Consider the following 22,080-nt stretch of genomic DNA (forward strand, 5'->3'; position numbering starts at 1 on the left):
CTTTTTATTTATTTAATAAAAATTATTTTTTCAACCAGTTATTAGTAAAGGCACAATCTCTATATTCTCCTATAACTTTAATATAAGTGTCTTTAATTTTCGTATCAAACCATTTTGCTATAGCGTTGATTTGTTTTTCTTTTAATGCTAATTCCTTAATTTTAGTATAATCCTTACCATAATCAGCTGTATGAGATTCAATTCTGTTGGTTACAGTAATTAATTTATATGTCTTCTTACCTTTTTCGTCTGTATTCAAAAGTGGTTGAGAAATTTCATTATCTTTTAAATTTGAAACCTGACTATATAAGGTAGGATCCATTTTTGTTAATTCAAAACGAGTATCCTGAGTATTTGGATTTACTAAAGTTCCTCCGTTTGTTCTCGTTTCTTTTTCATCAGATTCTGTTCTTGCAGCCTCTGCAAATGTGATTTCTTTGTTTATTATCTTATTTCTGATATTCGTAATTCTTTCTTTAGCATCTTTCAAAGCGGTTTCAGATACTACAGGAGCAATTAAAATGTGTCTTAATTCTACTTCCTGTCCTTTTATCTTATCCACCATAATAATATGGAAACCAAAATTAGTTTCAAACGGCTCAGAAATTTCACCTTCCTGCAAACTAAACGCTACATCTTTGAATTCTTTTACAAAAGGCGTTTTTCTGGTCATTTTATAATAACCTCCATTTGGAGAAGATCCCGGGTCCTGAGAATACAATACTGCTTTTGTTGCAAAACTTGAACCTTCAAGAACATCTTTTCTTATAGCACTTAATCTATCTTTTACTTTTTGTTTATCTTCTGCAGAAACTTTTGGCTCAACAACAATTTGTGCAACTTCCATTTCGGCTCCAAAAGTCGGCAATTCTTCTTTTGGTATTTTTTTGAAGAAATTACGAACCTCTTCTGGTGTAATTTCTACAGCATCCACAATTTTCTTTTGCATTTCTGATGCTAATTTTTGCTCTTTTAAGATATCTGCGAAATAAGTTTTAAACTCTTCTACAGAGTTTTTCTTATAATATGCTACTACTTTATTAATGTCTCCAACCTGTTGCGTCATATAATTCAAACGCTCTTCCATCATGCTTCTAACTTCGGCGTCACTTACAATGATACTATCCTGAATCGCCTGGTGTGCATACAATTTATCTTCTAAAAGCTTACCCAGCATTTGGCATCTTGAAATATCTTTTACAGAACCACCTTGTGCAGTTATTTCTAAAAATCCTTTATCAATGTCTGAATCTAAAACAATATAATCTCCAACTGTAGCAATAATACCATCAATTTTTTGCCTTTGCCCTGATGGTGCTTCAACTGGTTTTTCAGCTACAACATCCGGAATTATTTCTTGGGCAGAAATAAGAGAGTTGAAAAAAAGTAAAAAACACATTGTTAACCCTAATCTGTAATCAATTGTTTTTAGCTGTAATTTTTTTAATAACATTATTTTAAATTTAATTTGAATGTAAAAATCTTGCTTTAGAATTCTTTAAAAACCAAACACTACTCTAATCTCTGTATTCATTTTTTATGAATCCTAAAAATAACACTTGGTTTCTTTTTACTTATAACTCACAAAAATAACAATTCAATTACATAATACAACTATCGACTATACTATTAACAAAAAATTATATGATAGTTTTTAAATACAACAAAGTAAAGTTTTGTTCCAGTTTAAAAAAACATTCAGAACCTCTAAAAGAATATCATAAAATGTATCATTCAACTTCTTACTAAAAAGAATCTAAAACTCTATCAATCATATAAATAAAAAAAACTTTTCAACACTACAACGTTTTCGTTAGATAAATATTTTCTTATAAATAAGATATGTTTAAAATTTATATACTTTAGTTGAGTAATTTTTATTTTTTAAGATATTAAAATTAAGAATATATCTGTTCTAATATCGATTTATTGATTATTACAACTTTACTTATCTAACCTTAACCAAGTCTTTATTATGAAAAAACCAATTGCAAATTTTTTTTCCATTTTAGCCATTACAGCATTTTTTTCCTGTGCACAGGATGAAATAACAAAAAATGACACAAAAGCTGAAAGTCAACAATTTAAAATCATAAATGTTACGCACCATGATGGGAAGCCATTTAGTACCGGGGATACAAAATCATCTGCTACTGGAAAATATGTTGATAATCCCGGAGGCGGCGTTATGATGCAGGCTTTTTATTGGGACGTACCGGCCGGCGGGACATGGTGGAATACTGTAAGCAGTAAAGTGACTGCATGGGGTAATGCGGGAATTGGCTCTATTTGGCTCCCTCCTGCATCAAAAGCACAAAACGGAGCATTTTCGATGGGTTATGATCCGACAGATTATTTCGATTTTGGAGATTACAACCAAAATGGAAGTATTGAAACAAGATTTGGTTCAAAAACCGAATTGGTAACTCTGATTACAAATACACATGCTCAAAATATGAAAGTATATGCTGATATTGTAATCAATCATAACAGCGGAGGCCAATCAGAAGCGAATCCATTTACAGGTACTAACACATGGACGAATTTTACAGGGATTGCTTCAGGAAAATTTAAGCGTACTTATAATGATTTTTACAAAAACAGTTACGGCAATAATGATGAAGGAGCCTTTGGAGGATTTCCTGATTTATGTCACGCTGCGCCAAACGTGCAGGACTGGCTCTGGCTAAGAACCGATGGTGTTGGTAAATATTATAAAAACACCATGAAATTTGATGGCTGGAGATTTGATTACGTTAAAGGTTTTGGGCCATGGGTTGTCAATGCATGGAACGCTAATGTTGGCGGATTCTCTATTGGAGAATATTGGGACTCAAATGTAAACACATTAGAATGGTGGGCAAACAATGCAAACAGTTCTGTTTTTGATTTTGCTTGTTACTACAAAATGAATGACGCTTTTGATGGAAATAATCTTGCGCTTTTGAATGATGATATGATGTGGAAAAGAAATCCGTACAAAGCTGTAACTTTTGTAACTAATCATGATACAGATGAAATTTGGAGCAAAATGCTTGCCTATTCCTATATATTAACCCACGAAGGTTATCCAACAATTTTCTACAGGGATTATGAAGAATGGTTAGATAAAAACAAATTAAATAACCTAATCTGGATTCATAATAATAAAGCCACCGGAACAACTTCTATTTTATATTCTGATAACGATGAATATGTAGCAAGAAGAAACGGGTATAATGGAAATCCAGGATTAGTAGTTTACATTAATAACTCTGATGTTTGGCAGGAAAGATGGGTTCAGACAAATTGGGCTAGCACTCAAATTAAGGACTTTACAGGAAATTCAACCTGGTATCCTACTACTCAGGCAGATAAATGGGTAAAAATACAATGCCCTCCAAAAGGATATTCAGTTTGGTCAATTAATCAGTAATTTAAAAAAATGGCTAAGGCTGCCTTAAAAAGGGCGGCCTTTTTTATTTGATATTACTATTATAAATGGGAGTCTTTAATTTAAGAAGTTAATATTTTTATTAAGCATTAATTAATAGTACTTTTGCAAACCTATTTATACAAAAATATGAGCTTTTTAAAAGAAATACAACGCAGAAGAACATTTGGAATTATATCGCATCCCGATGCCGGTAAAACAACTTTAACTGAAAAATTGCTATTATTTGGAGGTGCTATTCAGGAAGCCGGAGCTGTAAAGAATAATAAGATTAAAAAAGGAGCGACGAGTGACTTTATGGAAATTGAACGCCAAAGAGGTATTTCGGTTTCGACTTCTGTACTTGCTTTTAATTATAAAGACAAAAAAATCAATATTCTTGATACACCTGGACACAAGGATTTTGCCGAAGATACATTCAGAACTTTAACTGCCGTTGATAGTGTAATTGTTGTTATTGACGTTGCAAAAGGGGTTGAGGAACAGACTGAAAAACTGGTTGCCGTTTGTAGAATGCGAAACATTCCTATGATTGTTTTCATCAACAAATTAGACCGTGAAGGAAAGGATGCTTTTGACCTTATGGACGAAGTAGAGCAAAAACTGGGTCTAAAAGTTACTCCACTAAGTTTCCCAATTGGAATGGGTTACGATTTTCAGGGAATTTATAATTTATGGGAAGAAAACATTAACCTGTTTAGCGGAGACAGCCGTAAAAACATTGAAGAAACTATCGCTTTTTCTGATGTTCAAAACAATCCTGAACTGGATAAAATTGTTGGTCAAAAAGCTGCTGAAAAACTTCGTGAAGAATTAGAATTAATTGATGAAGTCTATCCAAAATTTGAGCGTCAGGATTATTTAGATGGAAAAATTCAGCCCGTATTTTTTGGTTCGGCTTTGAATAATTTTGGAGTTCGTGAGTTGTTAGATTGCTTTGTTGCAATTGCACCTTCGCCAAGACCAAAAGATTCCGAAACTCGTTTAGTTGACCCTGCTGAAGAAAAAATGTCCGGTTTTGTTTTTAAAATCCACGCTAATATGGATCCAAAACATCGTGATCGTTTAGCTTTTATAAAAATTGTTTCTGGAACTTTTGAAAGAAACAAACCTTATTATCACGTTCGTCAGAAGAAAAATTTAAAATTCTCAAGTCCGAATGCGTTTTTCGCAGAGAAGAAAGAAATTGTTGACATTTCTTATCCTGGAGATATTGTTGGTCTTCATGATACTGGAAACTTTAAAATTGGAGATACTTTGACTGAGGGCGAAGTAATGAGTTTTAAAGGAATTCCGAGCTTCTCGCCAGAACATTTTAGATACATCAACAATGCTGATCCAATGAAAGCTAAGCAATTAGAAAAAGGAGTAGATCAGTTGATGGATGAAGGTGTAGCGCAATTGTTTACTCTAGAGTTGAATAATCGTAAAGTTATCGGAACTGTTGGAGCACTTCAATATGAGGTCATACAATATCGTTTAGAACATGAGTATGGCGCAAAATGTACTTACGAAAACTTCCCTGTTCATAAAGCTTGCTGGGTAAAACCGGATGATGCAAAAAATGAAGAGTTTAAAGAATTTAAACGAATCAAACAAAAATTCCTGGCACATGACAAATATGGTCAATTAGTATTTTTAGCAGATTCTGACTTTACAATTCAAATGACTCAGAGTAAATATCCGAGTGTGAAATTATATTTTACTTCAGAATTTGATTAATATCTATACATAAAATATTTCATAAAAAAAGCGCTAATTTTCATTAGCGCTTTTTTATTTTTAATGTGAATTAATCAACCTTACTAAGTCATTATATTCTAAAATTAATTCTTTTGATATTGCGCTGCTAAATTAGACTAATAGAATTCATTAATAAAAAATAGTCGACGAACTGAAATAAAATCAGACAAACGGCATCTTATATATTTACAAAAAAAGCCCCTTAAAAAAGGGGCTTTAGTAATTATGCTTGTCCCGCAGGACCAAAATTAAGTGGTATTGGTGCTTGTTCAGTTTCTTTGATTTCGCCGTGGGCTGCTTCAAATCGATGAATATTTTCACCTATCGCCTTCAATAATCTTTTAGCATGTTGTGGTGTCAAGACAATTCTTGACTTTACCTTGGCTTTAGGAATACCCGGCATAATGCTTACAAAATCTAAAACAAACTCTGATGAAGAGTGATTAATGATCGCAAGATTAGAATAAATTCCTTCTGCGACAGTTTCGTCTAACTCAATATTAATTTGCTCTTGTTGTTGTTTCGGATTACTCATAATTTCCTAATTAATAAATGTATTCTTCTTTATTAGCCATCATTTCATTGTAATCGTCTTTAGAACCTACGATTGTATTATCGTACTCTCTCATACCAGTTCCCGCAGGAATTCTGTGTCCAACAATTACATTTTCTTTCAATCCTTCTAAATCATCTACTTTACCAGCTACAGCAGCTTCGTTAAGTACTTTTGTTGTTTCCTGGAAGGAAGCCGCAGAGATGAATGATTTAGTTTGTAGCGAAGCTCTTGTAATACCTTGTAGAACTGGCGTTGCAGTTGCAGTAATTACGTCTCTTGCAACAACAAGATTTTTATCATTTCGTTTCAATAATGAATTTTCATCACGTAAATCACGAGGTGTAATGATCTGACCTGGTTTTAATACAGCTGAATCTCCAGCATCTTCAACTACTTTCATACCATATAATTTATCGTTCTGAACGATGAAATCTTTAGTGTGAATTAATTGATCTTCTAAGAACAATGTATCTCCCGGATCCTGAACTCTAACTTTACGCATCATTTGACGAATAACTACCTCAAAGTGCTTATCGTTAATTTTTACCCCTTGTAGACGGTATACCTCCTGAATTTCATTTACCAAATACTGTTGAACAGCAGCCGGTCCTTGAATTCTCAAGATATCATCTGGTGTAATTGCACCGTCAGACAATGGTACTCCTGCTCTTACGAAGTCATTTTCCTGAACTAAGATTTGACTAGAAAGTTTAACTAAATACTTTTTAATCTCACCAAATTTAGATTCGATAACAATCTCACGGTTACCTCTTTTGATTTTTCCAAAAGAAACAACACCATCAATTTCAGAAACAACTGCTGGGTTTGAAGGGTTACGAGCCTCAAGCAACTCAGTAATTCTTGGTAAACCTCCCGTGATATCGCCTGCTTTAGAAGAACGACGTGGAATTTTTACTAATACTTTACCTGCTTTAATTTTCTCACCGTTCTCAACCATAAGGTGGGCTCCTACTGGTAAGTTATACGAACGAATCAATTCACCTTCTTTACCGTAAACCAATAAAGTTGGAATTAATTTTTTGTTTCTAGCCTCAGAAATTACTTTTTCCTGGAAACCTGTTTGCTCATCAATTTCAACCATGAATGATTGTCCTTGTTCTAAATCCTCGTAAGCAATTTTACCAGTAAATTCAGAAACAATTACACCATTATATGGATCCCACTTACAGATCACAGACCCTTTAGTAACTGACTCACCATCCTTAACGAAAATACTAGATCCGTAAGGAATATTGTGTGTGTTTAAAACGATTCCAGTTTTCTCGTCAACTAATTTTAATTCAGTTGAACGTGATACTACGATATCAACCGCATTACCTTCGCTGTCCTCACCTTTAACAGTTTTTAAATCTTCAATCTCAAGTCTACCGTTGAATCTTGTAACAATACTAGATTCTTCAGAAATACCTCCTGCAACCCCTCCAACGTGGAACGTACGAAGTGTCAACTGTGTACCTGGCTCTCCAATAGACTGAGCTGCAATAACTCCGACAGCTTCACCTCTTTGTGTCATTTTTCCGGTAGCTAAGTTTCTACCGTAACATTTAGCACAAATACCTTTTAAAGCTTCACAAGTTAATGGAGATCTAACCTCTACTCTCTCAATCGGAGAAGCTTCGATAGTTCTCATGATTGCTTCAGTAATTTGTTGACCAGATTGAACCATTACTTCATTAGTAAGTGGATTTATAACATCTTGCAATGCAACACGTCCTAAAATTCTTTCTCCTAATGATTCAACGATTTCCTCATTTTTCTTCAAAGCAGAAACTTCAACACCTCTTAAAGTTCCACAATCTTCGATGTTAACAATAACATCTTGCGAAACGTCATGAAGCCTTCTTGTTAAGTATCCGGCATCGGCCGTTTTAAGAGCCGTATCCGCAAGACCTTTACGAGCACCGTGAGTAGAAATGAAGTACTCAAGGATCGAAAGACCTTCCTTAAAGTTAGAAAGAATCGGGTTTTCAATAATTTCTCCACCACCAGCAGTAGATTTTTTAGGCTTAGCCATCAAACCACGCATACCTGTTAACTGACGAATCTGTTCCTTAGAACCCCTCGCCCCAGAATCAAGCATCATATATACAGAGTTGAAACCTTGTTGGTCTTCTCTAATATTTTTCATTGCTAATTCTGTTAACTGTGCATTTGCTGAAGTCCATACGTCAATAACCTGGTTGTAACGCTCGTTATTGGTAATAAGACCCATGTTATAATTCACAGAAATACCTTCAACTTGCTCTCTGGCATCTGCAATTAATTTTGTTTTTTGTTCTGGAATTCTAATATCACCAAGAGAGAAAGATAAACCTCCTCTAAATGCGAATTTATAACCCATATCTTTCATATTATCCAAGAAAGCTGCCGTTGTAGGTACATCAGTCACACTTAAAATGTGTCCGATAATATCTCTAAGGTTTTTCTTAGTCAATACATCATTGATATATCCGGCTGCTTCTGGTACTACTTCGTTAAATAACACACGTCCTGCAGTTGTTTGGATAATTTTATACACTAATTCTCCAGCTTCATTAAAATCTTTTGCTCTAATTTTCACACGAGCATTCAATTCTAATCTTCCTTCGTTTAATGCAATGTTTACTTCTTCAGCAGAATAGAAAGTTAAGTCCTGACCTAAAATTACATGTTCTGGTGTAGAGATACGCTCTTTGGTCATATAATATAGACCCAAGACCATATCCTGAGAAGGTACAGTAATTGGAGCACCATTTGCAGGGTTAAGAATATTGTGAGAAGCCAACATTAATAATTGTGCCTCTAAAATAGCCTCTGGTCCTAATGGTAAGTGAACTGCCATCTGATCCCCATCAAAATCGGCGTTGAAAGCCGTACATACTAATGGGTGCAACTGGATTGCTTTTCCTTCAATTAATTTTGGCTGGAAAGCCTGAATACCAAGTCTGTGTAATGTAGGAGCACGGTTAAGTAATACCGGGTGACCTTTAATTACATTTTCAAGGATATCCCAAACTACTGGCTCTTTTTTGTCTATGATTTTCTTAGCAGATTTTACTGTTTTAACAATACCTCTTTCAATCAATTTACGGATTACGAAAGGTTTGTATAATTCAGATGCCATATCTTTTGGCAATCCGCATTCGAATAATTTCAATTCAGGACCAACAACAATTACCGAACGAGCAGAATAATCCACACGTTTACCAAGTAAGTTTTGACGGAAACGTCCTTGCTTACCTTTTAAGGAATCAGATAATGATTTTAATGGTCTGTTAGATTCTGTTTTAACAGCAGAAGCTTTACGAGTGTTATCAAATAATGAATCTACAGATTCCTGCAACATACGTTTTTCGTTTCTCAAGATAACTTCAGGAGCTTTAATCTCCATTAATCTTTTTAAACGGTTGTTACGGATGATTACACGACGGTATAGGTCATTTAAATCTGAAGTTGCAAAACGACCTCCATCAAGTGGCACAAGCGGACGTAATTCTGGTGGAATAACAGGAACCACTTTCATAATCATCCACTCAGGACGATTTTCGCGGTTTAAGTTAGACTCACGGAAAGACTCAACAACTTGTAATCTTTTTAAAGCTTCAGTTTTACGTTGTTTAGATGTTTCGTTGTTAGCGCTGTGTCTTAATTCATAAGATAAAGCATCTAAATCAATACGAGCCAATAAATCCATAATACACTCTGCTCCCATTTTGGCAACAAATTTATTAGGATCCATATCATCTAAATATTGGTTTTCTTGCGGAAGAGTATCTAAAATATTCAAATATTCTTCTTCTGTTAAGAAATCTAATCTTTGTAATGATTCTCCATCTGCATTTTTAGCAATACCAGCCTGAATTACTACGTATCTTTCGTAATAAATGATCATATCTAATTTCTTAGATGGAAGACCAAGGATATAACCAATTTTGTTTGGAAGAGAACGGAAATACCAGATGTGAGCAATAGGCACAACAAGGTTGATGTGTCCTACTCTGTCACGACGTACTTTTTTCTCTGTAACTTCAACACCACAACGGTCACAGATGATACCTTTGTAACGAATTCTTTTATATTTACCACAAGCACATTCAAAATCCTTAACAGGTCCGAAGATTCTTTCGCAGAAAAGTCCGTCACGCTCTGGTTTGTGAGTTCTGTAGTTAATTGTTTCAGGTTTCAACACCTCTCCTCTTGATTCTTTCAAGATAGATTCTGGTGAAGCTAATCCAATAGAGATTTTGTTAAATCTTTTTACCGGATTCTTATCTTTATTATTTCTATTATTCATCATAGTTTTTACTATTGATTTATCTGCAATTAAAAAATTGATTTTAACTTATAATTTCCCTTTAAAAGGTCAAATCACTAAGTCGCTACCACGGATTACTTCTCTAAACTTCAAAACTTATTTTTGAAGTGCTAATTATAAAACTTTTTTGGTTTAAATAAAAAATCGGAACGGGTTACGGGTATAAATCCTAAAAACTTTACTTCAATAAACAGCTTCAGCCTCAGCTTTCAGTGTTAACTGAATACTGAGACTGTTACTGAAAATTTTATTTATTCTTCCAAACGAAGATCTAAACCTAGACCTTTCAATTCGTGCATTAATACATTGAATGATTCTGGTAAACCTGGTTCTGGCATAGTTTCTCCCTTAACGATAGCTTCGTAAGTTTTCGCTCTACCAATAACGTCATCAGACTTAACAGTCAAGATTTCACGTAAAGTACTTGATGCTCCATAAGCCTCAAGTGCCCAAACCTCCATCTCTCCAAAACGCTGACCTCCAAATTGAGCTTTACCTCCAAGTGGCTGCTGCGTAATCAATGAGTATGGTCCGATAGAACGTGCGTGCATCTTATCATCAACCATGTGTCCTAATTTAAGCATGTAAATTACACCCACAGTCGCTTTTTGTGCAAAACGTTCTCCAGTTCCACCATCATAAAGATAAGTGTGTCCAAAACGTGGTACTCCAGCCTCATCAGTTAATTCATTAATTTGATCTAAAGAAGCACCGTCAAAAATTGGAGTAGCAAATTTTCTACCTAAATTTTGTCCAGCCCAACCAAGAACAGTTTCATAAATCTGACCAATGTTCATACGTGAAGGTACCCCAAGTGGATTCAATACGATATCTACTGGTGTTCCGTCTTCAAGGAAAGGCATATCTTCATGACGAACGATTCTTGCAACAATACCTTTGTTACCGTGACGCCCTGCCATTTTATCCCCTACTTTCAGTTTACGTTTTTTAGCAATATAAATCTTAGCTAATTTCAATATTCCAGATGGTAATTCATCTCCAACTGTAATAGTAAATTTTTCTCTTCTTAAAGATCCTTGTAAGTCGTTCAGCTTAATTTTATAGTTATGAATCAAATCATTAACCATTTTATTTGTAGCATCATCAGCAACCCATTGACCTTTGCTTAAGTGAGCAAAATCTTCTACTGCGTAAAGCATTTTTTGAGTATATTTTTTACCTTTTGGTAAAACCTCTTCACCCAAATCATTCATTACACCCTGAGATGTTTTTCCGTTAACGATCAGGAATAATTTTTCAACCAATCTGTCTTTTAATTCAACAAATTTAGTTTCGAATTCCATTTCCAAAGCGCCTAAAGCATCTTTATCCTGAGTACGTTTACGTTTATCTTTTACGGCTCTTGCAAATAATTTTTTGTCAAGAACTACACCATGTAAAGATGGAGAAGCTTTTAATGAAGCATCTTTTACATCTCCTGCTTTATCCCCAAAGATTGCACGAAGCAATTTCTCTTCAGGAGTAGGATCTGATTCTCCTTTTGGTGTAATTTTTCCGATCAAAATGTCGCCAGGTTTAACCTCTGCTCCAATTCTGATCATACCGTTTTCATCTAAATCTTTAGTAGCTTCTTCTGAAACGTTAGGAATATCGTTTGTTAACTCTTCATTTCCTAACTTAGTATCTCTAACCTCTAATGAATAATCATCAACGTGGATAGAAGTAAAAATATCATCGCGAACTACTTTTTCAGAAATTACAATCGCATCCTCGAAGTTGTACCCTTTCCATGGCATGAACGCAACTTTTAAGTTTCTACCTAAAGCTAATTCACCATTTTGAGTAGCATAACCTTCAGACAATACTTGCCCAGGAATAACTCTGTCACCTTTTCTTACGATTGGCTTCAGGTTAATACTTGTACCTTGATTGGTTTTTCTGAATTTAATTAAGTTATACGTTTTCTCATCAGCATCAAAACTAACCATTCTTTCATCTTCAGTACGGTCGTATTTAATAGTAATGATGTTAGCATCAACGTATTCAACAGTACCATGCCCTTCAGCATTGATTAATACTCTTGAATCTGAAGCTACCTGACGCTCTAGCCCTGTACCAACAATTGGCGCTTCCGGACGGATCAAAGGAACCGCCTGACGCATCATATTTGATCCCATCAACGCACGGTTCGCATCATCATGTTCCAGGAATGGAATCAATGAAGCCGAAATCGAAGCGATCTGGTTAGGAGCAACGTCTGTATAATGTACCACAGATGGTTCAACAACCGGGAAGTCACCTTCCTCACGAGCAATTACATTGCTTGCTGTAATTTTACCTGTAGCATCCATTTCAATGTTTGCCTGAGCAATCATTTTTCCTTCTTCTTCTTCTGCACTTAAGTAAATTGGAGTACTTTCTAAATCAACTACACCATTAGTTACTTTACGGTATGGAGTTTCAATGAAACCCATTCCGTTTACTTTTGCATAAACACCAAGAGACGAAATCAAACCAATGTTTGGTCCCTCAGGAGTTTCAATCGGACATAAACGACCATAGTGTGTATAGTGAACGTCACGAACCTCAAAACCAGCTCTTTCTCTCGAAAGTCCACCAGGTCCAAGTGCAGAAAGTCTTCTTTTGTGTGTAATCTCAGCTAACGGATTCGTTTGATCCATAAATTGAGACAACTGGTTCGTACCAAAGAAAGAGTTGATAACCGATGATAATGTTTTAGCATTAATCAAATCGATTGGTGTAAACACCTCGTTATCTCTAACGTTCATTCTCTCACGAATAGTTCTGGCCATACGTGCTAAACCTACACCGAATTGTTGAGACAATTGTTCTCCAACTGTTCTAACACGACGGTTTGATAAGTGATCAATATCATCAATCTCTGCTTTAGAGTTGATCAATTCGATCAAATATTTTACAATAGTAATGATATCCTCTTTGGTAAGCACTTGCTTTTCCATTGGAATATCCAGATTAAGCTTTTTGTTCATTCTGTAACGACCAACTTCACCTAAGTTATAACGTTGATCTGAGAAGAACAATTTATCTATAATACCACGAGCAGTTTCTTCATCAGGCGGTTCAGCGTTACGCAACTGACGGTAAATGTGCTCTACAGCTTCTTTTTCAGAGTTTGTTGGATCTTTTTGTAATGTATTGTGAATAATAGCATAATCTGCCTGATTATTATCCTCTTTGTGCAACAAAATAGATTTAACGTTAGAATCGATGATTTCTTCAACATTATCTTTGTCGATAATAGTATCTCTATCAAGGATGATTTCGTTACGTTCGATAGAAACTACCTCTCCGGTATCTTCATCAACAAAATCCTCGTGCCAAGTGTTCAATACACGAGCAGCAAGTCTTCTTCCAATATATTTCTTAATACCAGTTTTAGAAACTTTAATTTCTTCAGCAAGGTCGAAAATTTCAAGGATATCCTTATCTCTTTCAAAACCAATTGCACGGAATAAAGTTGTAACAGGTAATTTTTTCTTTCTATCGATATAAGCGTACATAACACTATTGATATCTGTAGAAAATTCTATCCAAGATCCTTTAAAAGGAATTACTCTTGCAGAATAAAGTTTAGTTCCATTTGCGTGGAATGACTGTCCAAAGAAAACCCCAGGAGAACGGTGTAATTGTGATACTACTACACGCTCGGCACCATTGATAACAAAAGTACCACTTGGAGTCATATAAGGTATTGTTCCAAGATAAACATCTTGTACAATTGTTTCAAAATCTTCGTGTTCTGGATCTGTACAGTATAGTTTTAACCTAGCTTTTAAAGGCACACTATAAGTAAGACCTCTCTCTATACATTCTTGAATTGTATAACGTGGCGGATCAACAAAATAATCTAGGAACTCCAATACAAAGTTGTTTCTTGTATCTGTGATTGGAAAGTTTTCCATGAAGGTGTTGTATAACCCTTCGTTGCCTCTTTCGTCAGATTTCGTTTCTAATTGAAAGAAATCTTTAAAAGATTTAACCTGAACGTCTAGAAAATCTGGATAGTCAGGAATATTTTTTGTAGAGGCAAAATTCAATCTTTCAGTCTGATTTGTTATCATCAATGGACAAAATTTTGATTAAAAAAAAGTAATTTTTTTGTGTAAAAACACATTGTTTAATCTATACTTTCTTATTATAATCAATACATCTTTAAAAATAAACTGTAAAAGTAAGTGCTATTTTTTTTCTTCGTATTGATCAAAAACTTTTTCGTATTTTAAACTATTTGATAATAAAACTTGATATATTTTATTATACGAAAAATGGTTTAGACCCTTGGATGATCCCATCCAAGGTCTAAACCTAGTTCTAAACTGTGTTTTGTTATTTTAACTCAACAACAGCTCCAGCTTCTTCTAATGATTTTTTAAGACCTTCAGCCTCTTCTTTAGAAACACCTTCTTTAACGTTACTTGGAGCACCGTCAACTACATCTTTAGCTTCTTTCAAACCTAAACCTGTAAGTTCTTTTACTAATTTTACAACTGCTAATTTAGAAGCACCAGCTTCTTTTAATACAACTGTAAATTCAGTTTGTGCTTCTTCAGCAGCACCTTCTCCACCACCAGCAGCAACTACTACAGCTGCAGCAGCAGGCTCGATACCATACTCATCTTTTAATATTGTTGCTAATTCGTTAACTTCTTTAACTGTTAGGTTAACTAATTGTTCTGCGAATTGTTTCAAATCTGCCATTTTTTCTATCGTTTAAAATGATTTGTAAAAATTATAATTTATTTGTGTGTGCGAATTTAATAACACAAAAGACACTCGTCTTTTATATTATGCTTCTTCTGACTCTTCGCCAGCGAATTTGTTTTGAAGAGCAGAAATAATTCTTTGAGCTGGTGATTGTAACAATCCAATGATTTCTCCAAGAAGTTCTTCTTTAGATTTAATAGTTGCTAATGCATCTAATTGATTGTCTCCAATATATATCTCAGAATTAATATAAGCACCTTTTAAAATTGGCTTATCAGATTTCTTACGGAAATCTTTGATAATTTTTCCAGGAGCATTAGCTACATCAGAAATAAAGATTGATGTATTTCCTTTCAATACTGAAGGTAATTCACCATAATTATTATCAGAAGCTTCCATTGCTTTTGCAAGCAAAGTATTTTTAACAACTTCTAATTTGATACCAGCTTTAAAACAAGCTCTTCTTAAGCTTGAAGTTGTTTCTGCATTAAGTCCAGAAATATCTGCTACATAAATAATGTTTGTACCAGCTAACTGTGCAGTTAAATCTTCAATCGCGATTGATTTTTCTTCTCTAGTCATACTAAAAATTATTAACTACCAATTATACTGCTTTTGGGTCTAATGCAATAGCAGGACTCATAGTGCTTGTAAGGTGAATACCTTTGATGTATGTACCTTTAGCAGCAGTTGGTTTAAGTTTTATTAATGTTTGAATAATTTCGTGTGCGTTGTCAACAATTTGTTCAGCTCCAAAAGAAACTTTACCAATCCCTGCATGAACGATACCAGTTTTATCAACTTTAAAGTCAATTTTACCAGCTTTAACCTCTTGAACAGCTTTTGCAACATCCATAGTTACAGTACCTGTTTTAGGGTTTGGCATTAAACCTCTAGGTCCTAAAATACGACCTAATGGACCTAATTTACCCATAACAGCCGGCATAGTGATGATAACATCAACATCTGTCCAACCATCTTTAATTTTTTGTAAGTAATCGTCAAGACCAACATAATCAGCCCCAGCTTCTTTAGCTTCCGCTTCTTTATCTGGAGTAACCAATGCTAATACTTTAACGTCTTTTCCTGTTCCGTGAGGTAATGTAACCACACCTCTAACCATTTGATTCGCTTTTCTTGGATCTACACCCAAACGAACTGCGATATCAACAGACTCATCAAATTTTGCAGAAGCAACAACTTTCAATAATGCCGCAGCATCTTTTAGAGAGTATAATTTGTTCTTTTCAATTTTTGAAGCAGCCTCTTTTTGCTTTTTTGTTAATTTTGCCATGTCTTTTTCTTAATTAAAAAGGAGCATCTCCTGATACAGTTATACCCATAGATCTAGCTGTTCCAGCAACCATACTCATTGCTTTTTCTACTGTAAAAGCATTTAAGTCAGGCATTTTGTCTTCAGCAATAGCTCTAATTTGTTCCCAAGTAACACTAGCTACTTTTTTACGATTAGGCTCACCAGAACCAGATTTTAGCTTTGCAGCTTCCATTAACTGAACTGCTGCTGGAGGAGTCTTAACAACAAAATCAAATGATTTGTCTTTGTACACAGTGATTTGCACTGGACAAATTTTGCCAGGTTTATCCTGAGTTCTAGCATTAAATTGCTTACAGAACTCCATGATATTAACCCCAGCAGCTCCTAAAGCAGGTCCAACCGGTGGCGACGGATTCGCAGCACCTCCCTTAACTTGTAGTTTAACTACCTTACTAATTTCTTTAGCCATTTTTAAAAAATTTAACACTGCAATCAATGGAAGCGATTACAATGGATATTATATATGTAACAAAAAATTATACTTTTTCAACTTGCATAAAACTTAATTCCAATGGTGTTTTTCTTCCGAAAATCTTAACCATAACTTCTAGTTTACGCTTTTCTTCATTGATTTTTTCAACCGTACCATTAAATCCATTAAATGGTCCATCAATTACCTTAACAGTCTCACCCAGGTTAAACGGAATTGCACGAGTATCAGTATTTACAGCCAGTTCATCTACTTTTCCTAGCATGCGATTTACCTCAGAAATTCTCAATGGAACAGGTTCTCCTCCTTTGATTTCTCCTAAAAAACCAATTACACTTGTAATAGATTTAATAATATGAGGTATCTCACCAACTAAGTTAGCTTCGATCATAACATATCCAGGGAAATAAACCTTATCCTTAGACATTTTTTTCCCTTCTTTTACAGTAACTACTTTTTCTGTAGGCACTAGAACTTGGGAAACATAATCACCCATACCTAATCTGGCAATCTCAGTTTCGATGTAAGCTTTGACTTTATTTTCTTGTCCGCTTACAGCTCTAACTACATACCATTTTTTCACATTATTATCTGCCATCACAAAAAAATTATCCTTTTAACCAGTTAAAAAATCCAGCTAAAGCTTTTGCAAAAAATTCATCTACTCCCCATGTAGCCAAAGCAAATAGAACTGAAAATACAGCCACAACAATTGTCAATTTCTGAACTTCAGCCCAAGCTGGCCAAGTAACATTTGACTTTAACTCTTCGAAAGCCTCTGATAAATAATTAGTAACTTTTGTCATTTGATAAATTTTTTATTGCACGGGCGGAGGGATTCGAACCCCCATCAACGGTTTTGGAGACCGCTATTCTACCCTTGAACTACGCCCGTAATTAAAAGCCAGTGATTTCAGTTAAGAAAATCAACTGGCTTTTTATAGTTTTTTATAGGATTATCCTATGATTTCAGTCACCTGACCTGCTCCTACTGTTCTACCACCTTCACGGATAGCAAAACGTAAACCTACGCTCATTGCGATTGGGCTTAATAAAGCAACATTGATAGTCAAGTTATCTCCTGGCATTACCATCTCTACTCCTTCTGGTAAAGTAATAACTCCTGTTACGTCAGTTGTACGTACGTAGAACTGTGGACGGTAGTTATTGTGGAATGGAGTATGACGTCCACCTTCTTCTTTTTTCAAGATATAAACCTCAGCTTTGAAAGTAGCGTGTGGTTTTACTGATCCTGGCTTAATGATAACCATTCCTCTTTTGATAGATTCTTTATCAATACCTCTTAACAATAAACCTACGTTATCTCCAGCTTCACCTCTATCAAGGATTTTACGGAACATCTCAACTCCTGTAATAGTAGAAGTTAATTTATCAGCTCCCATACCAATGATTTCAACTGGATCTCCTGTATTAGCAATACCTGTTTCGATACGACCTGTAGCAACAGTTCCACGACCAGTAATTGTAAATACATCTTCAACCGGCATCAAGAATGGTTTAGCTACGTCACGCACTGGCTCTTCGATCCAAGCATCAACAGCTGCCATTAATTCAATGATTTTTGGTACCCAAGCAGGATCATTATTCAATCCTCCTAAAGCAGAACCTTGAACAACCGGACCATTATCTCCATCATATTCGTAGAAAGATAATAAATCTCTAATTTCCATTTCAACAAGCTCTAACAATTCAGCATCATCAACCATATCCACTTTGTTCATAAAAACAACGATTCTTGGAATACCAACCTGACGACCTAAAAGGATGTGCTCACGAGTTTGTGGCATTGGACCATCTGTAGCAGCAACTACTAAGATAGCTCCATCCATTTGAGCAGCACCAGTAACCATGTTCTTTACGTAATCCGCGTGACCTGGACAGTCAACGTGAGCGTAGTGACGGTTAGCTGTTTCATACTCTACGTGTGATGTATTAATAGTAATACCTCTTTCTTTCTCCTCTGGAGCGTTATCGATTTGATCAAACGATTTTGCTTGACAGTAACCAGCATCAGACAATACTTTTGTAATTGCTGCAGTTAATGTAGTTTTTCCGTGATCCACGTGTCCAATTGTACCTATGTTTAAGTGCGGTTTGGAACGATTAAAATTCTCCTTTGCCATTTTACTTAATTTTTAATCTTAGTTATATATTAATTTTCAATTTCCTACTTACTTGAGCCAACTACGGGAATTGAACCCGTGACCTCTTCCTTACCAAGGAAGCACTCTACCCCTGAGCTAAGTCGGCAGAGAGTTCTGATTTTAGATTCTTGAATTTAGATTCAGATTTTACAAATCCAAAACCTACAATCCGAAATCTTAACTTCTTTTTTTTTTGTGGGGAGAGCAGGATTCGAACCTGCGAAGTTCACACAGCAGATTTACAGTCTGCCCTCGTTGGCCGCTTGAGTATCTCCCCTTTTTTTATCAATAATTGCATGAACAATTTCAAATCGTATTTGAAATATTTAGAGCCGGCGGAGGGACTCGAACCCACGACCTGCTGATTACAAATCAGCTGCTCTAGCCAACTGAGCTACGCTGGCAATATCAATAAAAAAGTCCGCTATTTCTAACGGACTGCAAATGTAGCTATTTTATCTTTGTATCAAAACATTTTTTGAAAAAAATTTTCAATTATATGTGTGCTCTTATTTTTTCTTTCCTTTTTACCAGCAAACGTTCTAAAGATTCTGCCGAAAGCTCTACTGCCTCCTCGAATGTTTTGCATTGTTTTTTAACCAAAAATTCATCCCCAGGAACATTAATCTTAATCTCTACCGCCTTATTCTCCTTATCACTTGTTCTTTCAACTTTTAAAAAAACATCTGCCGATACAACACGATCGTAGTACTTTTCTAATTTATCCATTCTTTCCTGAATAAAGTCTACCAACTTTCTGTCAACAGTGAAGTTAACCGCATGAACATCTACCTTCATAATATAAATTTTAGGGTTTAACATTTCAGAACTATTATTTATTCCGTGGATGCGCATCACTATACACTTTTTTAAGCTCTGCTAAACTATTATGAGTATAAACTTGCGTAGATGCCAAACTAGAATGTCCTAATAACTCTTTAACTGAATTTAAATCTGCTCCGTTATTTAATAAGTGAGTCGCAAAAGTATGTCGAAGGACATGAGGACTTTTTTTTACCTTTTCAGAGACCCTACTAAAGTATGAATTAATTAATCGATACACAAAAGATTCGCTCAATTTTAACCCTTTTTTTGAAATAAAAAAATATTCCCCATCAACTATATTATCAACAATCGCCCTTTCATTTAAATAAGAATTAAATTGCCTCAGCAGTACCGGCAAAACAGGAATAATTCGTTCTTTATTTCTTTTCCCTAAAACCTTAATTACATTTGAAGACAGATCAACATTATTAATTTTCAGATTTATCAATTCTGCTCTTCGTATCCCGGTAGCATAAAACATTTCAACAATTAACTTATCTCTTATTTCCTCAAAACCAACCGGATCACTTACTTCTTCCATTAATTCCGTCAGTTCTTTTTCAGAAAATGGAATCTGAACTATTTTTGGCGTTTTTAAAGCCTTATGTTTCAGCATTGGATTCAACTCAATTTGTTTTGTTTTTAACAGAAATTTATAATAAGCCTTCAATGAAGCCATTTTTCTATTGACAGAAACATTAGAAATATTCTGATCCACCAAAGAAACAATCCAACTTCTAATTTGACTATAATTTACCTGTTCGATATTTTCCTGTTCAAAACGAGACTTATTAAATAATTCAAAAAAAACAATATCATTCAAATAAGCAGTGACGGTATGTGGAGAATATTTTTTCTCCAACAAAAGATAATCACTAAACGCTTCTTTATTTGTCTTCATATTAAGTTTACATTATACAATATCTCATCTCCTATTTAACCTGTACCTAAAAATAATTTAATCTATACAAAACTTCAGAATTATGCATAAAAAAACCGTTAGCATCAAAGTTATAATTTTTTGATGACTAACGGTAATTATTTAGTAAAGCTAAATACTAACTTTCTAAACTATCTCTCAAGTTTTGAATGTAAGCAGCTTTTTGAATTTGAGCTCTTTTGACAACAGAAGGCTTAATAAAAGCAGTACGTGCTCTTAGTTGACGAACAGTTCCTGTTTTATCAAATTTTCTTTTATAGCGCTTTAATGCTCTATCGATATTTTCTCCGTCTTTAATTGGTATAATTAACATAATATAGACACCTCCTCTCGTTAAGGGTGCAAAAGTAAATATTATTTTTGAATATGACGATGAATTTTTGGATTATTTTTTTTTTAGAACCATAGAATATAGAAAAAGAGAATAGATTTTAACTTAATCATTTAGATAACACTTAATTAAGCTTTATTCCTTATTCTTTATTCTTTCATTAAATTTCTGGAAATAACTAGTTTTTGAATTTCTGTTGTTCCTTCCCCAATGGTACATAATTTTGAATCACGGTAAAATTTCTCAACAGGAAAATCTTTTGTATAACCGTAACCTCCATGAATCTGAACAGCTTCATTGGCTACTTTAACACAAACCTCAGATGCATACATTTTTGCCATTGCACCGCTTGTGGTAACTGGCTTATGCTGCTCTTTTAAATAAGCTGCTTTATGCAATAATAATTCTGAAGCTTCTATTTCAGTTGCCATATCTGCTAACTTAAATGATATCGCCTGAAAACTACCAATTGGCTGACCAAATTGATGTCTTTCTTTTGAATATTTCAATGCGGCTTCATAAGCTCCTTTTGAAATTCCCAGCGATAAAGCACCGATAGAAATTCTTCCTCCATCTAGTATTTTCATTGCTTGCACAAAACCTTGTCCAACTTCTCCTAATCTATTTGCATCAGGAACGCGACAATTATCAAAAACTAACTCTGCAGTTTCGCTGGCGCGCATTCCCAATTTATTTTCTTTTTTTCCTGATGTAAATCCCGGCATTCCTTTTTCAAACACAAATGTGGTCATCCCTTTTGAATCTCCTTTTTCTCCGGTTCGAACTATTACTACAGCAATATCACCAGAAATGGCATGTGTTATAAAGTTTTTTGCACCATTTACAACCCAGGAATCACCATCCTTAACAGCCGTAGTATTCATTCCACCCGCATCAGAACCCGTATTATGCTCCGTTAAACCCCAAGCACCAATGTATTCAGCACTTGCCAATTTTGGAAGCCATTTTCTTTTTTGCTCTTCATTTCCAAAAGTTAAAATATGGTTAGTACATAATGAATTATGAGCCGCAACTGATAGTCCAATTGAAGGGTCAACTTTTGAGATTTCTTCTACAACAGTAATATATTCATGGTATCCCAAACCACTTCCCCCGTATTCTTCCGGTACTAAGACACCCATAAACCCCATTTCCCCTAATTTTTTAAACAAGGGCACTGGGAAAGTCTGGGCTTCATCCCACTCCATTATGTTTGGTCGGATATTTTTTTCTGCAAATTCTTTAATCGATTGTGCAATCATCGATTGTGTTTCGTTATAATCAAAATTCATTGTAGTC

General features: G+C 34.8%; 17 protein-coding genes and 4 tRNA genes. 2 read left to right on the forward strand and 19 right to left on the reverse strand.

Annotation, left to right across the window (positions count from 1 at the left end; genetic code table 11):
* Positions 1-22: 22 nt before the first annotated feature.
* The gene (locus JOD96_RS10150) at positions 23-1,453 is read right to left on the reverse strand and encodes a peptidylprolyl isomerase (protein ID WP_209564169.1); all 1,431 of its coding nucleotides are present in this window, start codon (positions 1,451-1,453) and stop codon (positions 23-25) included.
* A gap of 522 nt (positions 1,454-1,975) precedes the next feature.
* Here JOD96_RS10150 and JOD96_RS10155 point away from each other — a divergent pair.
* Entirely contained in the window at positions 1,976-3,415 is a 1,440-nt protein-coding gene (locus tag JOD96_RS10155) for an alpha-amylase (RefSeq protein WP_209564170.1), read from the forward strand.
* A 147-nt stretch (positions 3,416-3,562) separates the two neighbouring features.
* Complete coding sequence (locus JOD96_RS10160; protein ID WP_116751454.1) at positions 3,563-5,155, forward strand: peptide chain release factor 3; 1,593 nt, start codon at positions 3,563-3,565, stop codon at positions 5,153-5,155.
* Positions 5,156-5,399: 244 nt separating this feature from the next.
* Here JOD96_RS10160 and JOD96_RS10165 read toward each other — a convergent pair whose 3' ends face one another.
* The 18 genes from JOD96_RS10165 to JOD96_RS10250 form a co-directional block, all read right to left on the reverse strand.
* Positions 5,400-5,711, reverse strand: a complete 312-nt coding sequence (locus JOD96_RS10165; RefSeq protein WP_155102783.1) for a DUF3467 domain-containing protein — start codon at positions 5,709-5,711, stop codon at positions 5,400-5,402.
* Positions 5,712-5,721: 10 nt separating this feature from the next.
* Complete coding sequence (rpoC, locus tag JOD96_RS10170; RefSeq protein ID WP_209564171.1) at positions 5,722-10,029, reverse strand: DNA-directed RNA polymerase subunit beta'; 4,308 nt, start codon at positions 10,027-10,029, stop codon at positions 5,722-5,724.
* A gap of 269 nt (positions 10,030-10,298) precedes the next feature.
* Positions 10,299-14,111 (reverse strand): DNA-directed RNA polymerase subunit beta, encoded by a 3,813-nt coding sequence (rpoB, locus tag JOD96_RS10175; protein WP_209564172.1) that lies wholly within the window; start codon positions 14,109-14,111, stop codon positions 10,299-10,301.
* Between the two features lie 265 nt (positions 14,112-14,376).
* Positions 14,377-14,748, reverse strand: coding sequence for a 50S ribosomal protein L7/L12 (gene rplL / locus JOD96_RS10180; protein WP_007807437.1), 372 nt, complete (start codon positions 14,746-14,748; stop codon positions 14,377-14,379).
* Positions 14,749-14,835: 87 nt separating this feature from the next.
* Positions 14,836-15,336 carry a 50S ribosomal protein L10 gene (gene rplJ, locus JOD96_RS10185; protein ID WP_209564173.1) on the reverse strand — a complete coding sequence of 167 codons (501 nt, stop codon included), beginning with the start codon at positions 15,334-15,336 and terminating at the stop codon, positions 14,836-14,838.
* 22 nt (positions 15,337-15,358) lie between these two features.
* Positions 15,359-16,048: a 50S ribosomal protein L1 gene (rplA, locus tag JOD96_RS10190; RefSeq protein WP_035619180.1), complete on the reverse strand. Its 690-nt coding sequence runs from the start codon at positions 16,046-16,048 to the stop codon at positions 15,359-15,361.
* A 13-nt stretch (positions 16,049-16,061) separates the two neighbouring features.
* Positions 16,062-16,499, reverse strand: a complete 438-nt coding sequence (rplK, locus tag JOD96_RS10195; RefSeq protein WP_026713295.1) for a 50S ribosomal protein L11 — start codon at positions 16,497-16,499, stop codon at positions 16,062-16,064.
* Positions 16,500-16,566: 67 nt separating this feature from the next.
* On the reverse strand, positions 16,567-17,118 hold the full coding sequence (nusG, locus tag JOD96_RS10200) for a transcription termination/antitermination protein NusG (RefSeq protein ID WP_209564174.1): 552 nt from the start codon (positions 17,116-17,118) through the stop codon (positions 16,567-16,569).
* A gap of 10 nt (positions 17,119-17,128) precedes the next feature.
* Positions 17,129-17,326 (reverse strand): preprotein translocase subunit SecE, encoded by a 198-nt coding sequence (gene secE, locus JOD96_RS10205; protein ID WP_041517377.1) that lies wholly within the window; start codon positions 17,324-17,326, stop codon positions 17,129-17,131.
* Between the two features lie 18 nt (positions 17,327-17,344).
* Positions 17,345-17,415, reverse strand: a tRNA-Trp gene (locus JOD96_RS10210).
* 61 nt (positions 17,416-17,476) lie between these two features.
* Entirely contained in the window at positions 17,477-18,664 is a 1,188-nt protein-coding gene (gene tuf, locus JOD96_RS10215; protein ID WP_209564175.1) for an elongation factor Tu, read from the reverse strand.
* A 55-nt stretch (positions 18,665-18,719) separates the two neighbouring features.
* Positions 18,720-18,791: transfer RNA gene (locus JOD96_RS10220), tRNA-Thr, on the reverse strand.
* Between the two features lie 90 nt (positions 18,792-18,881).
* A tRNA-Tyr gene (locus JOD96_RS10225) sits at positions 18,882-18,962 on the reverse strand.
* A 53-nt stretch (positions 18,963-19,015) separates the two neighbouring features.
* Positions 19,016-19,089, reverse strand: a tRNA-Thr gene (locus JOD96_RS10230).
* A gap of 91 nt (positions 19,090-19,180) precedes the next feature.
* A complete protein-coding gene (gene hpf / locus JOD96_RS10235; protein ID WP_042564006.1) occupies positions 19,181-19,483 on the reverse strand; it encodes a ribosome hibernation-promoting factor, HPF/YfiA family in 303 nt (100 codons plus the stop codon).
* A gap of 34 nt (positions 19,484-19,517) precedes the next feature.
* Positions 19,518-20,411 carry a tyrosine-type recombinase/integrase gene (locus tag JOD96_RS10240; RefSeq protein WP_209564176.1) on the reverse strand — a complete coding sequence of 298 codons (894 nt, stop codon included), beginning with the start codon at positions 20,409-20,411 and terminating at the stop codon, positions 19,518-19,520.
* 157 nt (positions 20,412-20,568) lie between these two features.
* Positions 20,569-20,763: a 30S ribosomal protein S21 gene (gene rpsU / locus JOD96_RS10245; protein ID WP_110348657.1), complete on the reverse strand. Its 195-nt coding sequence runs from the start codon at positions 20,761-20,763 to the stop codon at positions 20,569-20,571.
* A 167-nt stretch (positions 20,764-20,930) separates the two neighbouring features.
* A complete protein-coding gene (locus tag JOD96_RS10250) occupies positions 20,931-22,073 on the reverse strand; it encodes an acyl-CoA dehydrogenase family protein (protein ID WP_209564177.1) in 1,143 nt (380 codons plus the stop codon).
* Positions 22,074-22,080 lie beyond the last annotated feature (7 nt).

The organism is Flavobacterium sp. 1355, assembly GCF_017833415.1.
Lineage (GTDB): Bacteria > Bacteroidota > Bacteroidia > Flavobacteriales > Flavobacteriaceae > Flavobacterium.